At 61.8% G+C, this 3227-nt stretch carries 3 protein-coding genes; 2 read left to right on the forward strand and 1 reads right to left on the reverse strand.

What is annotated here, in order from left to right; translation table 11 throughout:
• Positions 1-567 (reverse strand): 2Fe-2S iron-sulfur cluster-binding protein (locus HX846_RS19380; protein WP_178965917.1); only part of this gene is annotated, 567 nt, incomplete at its 3' end.
• A gap of 280 nt (positions 568-847) precedes the next feature.
• On the opposite strand from HX846_RS19380, the gene HX846_RS19385 reads away from it, so the two are divergent.
• Both HX846_RS19385 and smc read left to right on the forward strand, forming a co-directional pair.
• On the forward strand, positions 848-1507 hold the full coding sequence (locus HX846_RS19385; protein ID WP_003219085.1) for a GntR family transcriptional regulator: 660 nt from the start codon (positions 848-850) through the stop codon (positions 1505-1507).
• A 2-nt stretch (positions 1508-1509) separates the two neighbouring features.
• On the forward strand, positions 1510-3227 hold a 1718-nt coding region (smc, locus tag HX846_RS19390; RefSeq protein ID WP_178965918.1), incomplete at its 3' end, for a chromosome segregation protein SMC.

Genomic DNA, 3227 nt, shown 5'->3' on the forward strand with positions numbered 1-3227 from the left:
GGTTTGCGTCGGGGCGATGGCTTTCAGGCGCGCGATGGTGTCGGCCTGGCGACTGTCGAACTGGTCCTGGGGCTTGTTGCAGCAGGCCTGTTCGGCGGCGGCAAGAATCGGGCGATAGCCGGTGCAGCGGCAGAGGTTGCCAGCCAGGGCTTCGTGGGCCTTTTGGCTGTCGGGTGCATCACTGTTTTTTTGCAGGGCGAACAGCGACATCACAAAGCCCGGGGTGCAGAAGCCGCATTGCGAACCGTGGCACTCCACCATGGCCTGTTGCACGCTGTGGAGTTGGCCCTGGTGCTTGAGGTCTTCGACGCTGATAAGTTGTTTGCCATGCAGGGACGAGACAAACGTCAGGCACGAATTGAGGCTGCGATAGCGAATCTGCTCGGCGCCCTGATCGTCGGTGTGCAACTCGCCGACTACCACGGTGCAGGCGCCACAGTCGCCGCTGGCGCAGCCTTCCTTGGTGCCGGATTTGGCCAGGTGCTCACGCAAATAGTTGAGCACGGTCAGGTTCGGGTCCAGGGCGTGCTCGCTACGGAGCTCCTGGTTTAGTAAAAACTGGATCACGGAAGGCCTCGCAGACTCATTATTGTTGTTAACCGCTTTGCGCCGAATCTAGTCATGTCTGACTTTTCGGTCAACGATTTTCTGACCGAAAGGTCAAGAAAATGCGATATCAACATCCTTAATTATGGTCCAGTTCTCTGGAACCGCCGTTTTTGGGGGCTTCTGGACTTTAATGGCTGCTTATTTCATGCCAAATTCCGCTCTGTGGGCCGTACGCCATCAACCGGCAAGTGCGCTACACTGCCGCGCTTGTACCGATAGAAGATTTTGAAGGGAAAACATGACGTTCAAGGCGCCGGATAGTCTTGCCGAGCAAATCGCTCACCACCTCGCCGAACGTATCATTCGCGGCGATCTCAAGCCTGGGGAGCGGATCCAGGAGCAGAAGGTCACACTGGCGCTGAATGTCAGTCGTGGTTCCGTGCGCGAAGCCTTGCTGATCCTCGAGCGCCGGCACCTGATTGCGATCCTGCCGCGCCGTGGCGCCCACGTCACCGAGCTGACGGCCCACAAGGTGCAAAGCCTGTGCACGCTGATGGGCGAGCTGTACATCCTGCTGGGCAATGCGGTCGCCGCCGGCTGGCAGACCCAGGCCGACATGGCGCCGTTCGTGCAAATCCAGCAGCGCCTGATCGCCAGCTTCGAACGCCAGGACATCCGCGCCTTCGTTGAAGAGAGCTTCAACGTGATGCGTGCCGCCTATCCGTTCGCCAACAACCCGTACCTGCAGGAAACCGTCGAGAACCTGCAGCCGGCGATGAACCGCGCCTATTACCTGGCGCTGGATCAGCGCAAGGCGTCCATGAGCGAGTACCTGGTGCTGTTCGAGCAATTGCTCGCCGCCGTGCTGGCCCGTGACCTGCCGCAGATTCGCCTGGTGCTCTCGGCCTACGGCGAGCGCAGTTGCTCGCTGGTCATTGCTGCGTTGGCGGAAGCCTAAGCGTGCGGCTCAAGTGCATCAAACTGGCGGGGTTCAAATCCTTCGTCGACCCGACCACGGTGAACTTCCCCAGTAACATGGCGGCAGTGGTCGGGCCCAATGGCTGCGGCAAGTCGAACATCATCGACGCCGTACGCTGGGTGATGGGCGAGAGCTCCGCAAAAAACCTGCGTGGCGAGTCGATGACCGACGTCATCTTCAACGGCTCCACCAGCCGCAAGCCGGTGAGCCAGGCCAGCATCGAACTGGTGTTCGACAATTCCGACGGCACCCTGGTGGGCGAGTACGCGGCCTATGCGGAAATCTCCATTCGCCGCAAAGTGACCCGCGACAGCCAGAACAGCTACTTCCTCAACGGCACCAAGTGTCGCCGCCGGGACATCACCGACATCTTCCTCGGTACCGGCCTGGGCCCGCGCAGCTATTCGATCATCGAACAGGGGATGATCTCCAAGCTGATCGAAGCCAAGCCCGAAGACCTGCGTAACTTTATCGAGGAAGCGGCCGGCATCTCCAAGTACAAGGAGCGCCGCCGCGAGACCGAAAACCGTATCCGCCGTACCCATGAAAACCTTGCCCGTCTGACTGACCTGCGTGAAGAGCTGGAGCGCCAGCTGGAGCGCCTGCACCGCCAGGCCCAGGCCGCCGAGAAGTATCAGGAATACAAGGGCGAGGAGCGTCAGCTCAAGGCGCAACTGTCGGCCCTGCGCTGGCAGGCGTTGAATGACCAGGTGGGCCAGCGCGAAGCAATCATCGGCACCCAGGAAATCAGCTTCGAAGCCCTGGTGGCCGAGCAGCGCAATGCCGACGCCAGCATCGAACGCCTGCGGGACGGTCACCATGACCTGTCCGAGCGCTTCAATCTGGTGCAGGGGCGCTTCTATTCGGTGGGCGGCGATATCGCCCGGGTCGAGCAGAGCATCCAGCACGGCCAGCAGCGTTTGCGCCAGTTGCAGGACGACTTGAAAGAAGCCGAGCGTGCGCGCCTGGAAACCGAATCGCACCTGGGCCACGACCGCACCTTGCTGCTGACCCTTGGGGAGGAGCTGGACATGCTCACTCCCGAGCAGGAAGTCACCAGCGCCGCTGCCGAGGAAGCCGCTGCGGCCCTGGAAGAATCCGAAACCACCATGCACGCCTGGCAGGAGCAGTGGGACACGTTCAACCTGCAATCTGCCGAGCCGCGCCGCCAGGCTGAGGTGCAGCAGTCACGCATCCAGCAACTGGAAACCAGCATGGAGCGCCTGGCCGAGCGTCAGCGGCGCCTGGTGGAAGAGCGCGTGCTGCTCGCTGCCGACCCGGAAGATGCAGCGATCCTCGAACTGAGCGAGAAACTCGCCGAAAGCGAAATGACGCTGGAAGAGCTGGAAGCCAGCGAAGAACAACAAGTGGAGCGCCTCGAGCAATTGCGTCAGCAACTGCAGCAGGCGACCCAGGCACAGCAGCAGGCCCAGGGCGATTTGCAGCGGCTCAACGGCCGGTTGGCCTCCCTGGAAGCCTTGCAGCAAGCGGCGCTTGACCCGGGCACCGGCACGGCTGAATGGCTGCGTGACCAACACCTGGCCGAGCGTCCGCGCCTGGCCGAAGGCCTGAAGGTTGAAGCCGGTTGGGAGCTGGCGGTGGAAACCGTGCTCGGCGCCGACCTGCAAGCGGTGCTGGTGGATGATTTTGGCGGGTTTGACCTGGCGGGTTTTGCCCAGGGCGATCTGCGTTTGCTCAG

Source organism: Pseudomonas sp. K5002 (assembly GCF_013386655.1).
Classification (GTDB): Bacteria; Pseudomonadota; Gammaproteobacteria; order Pseudomonadales; family Pseudomonadaceae; genus Aquipseudomonas.

Excerpts from the sequence above, each read along its gene's own strand:
- HX846_RS19385 (WP_003219085.1), top strand. The coding sequence starts at position 848 with ATGACGTTCAAGGCGCCGGATAGTCTTGCCGAGCAAATCGCTCACCAC.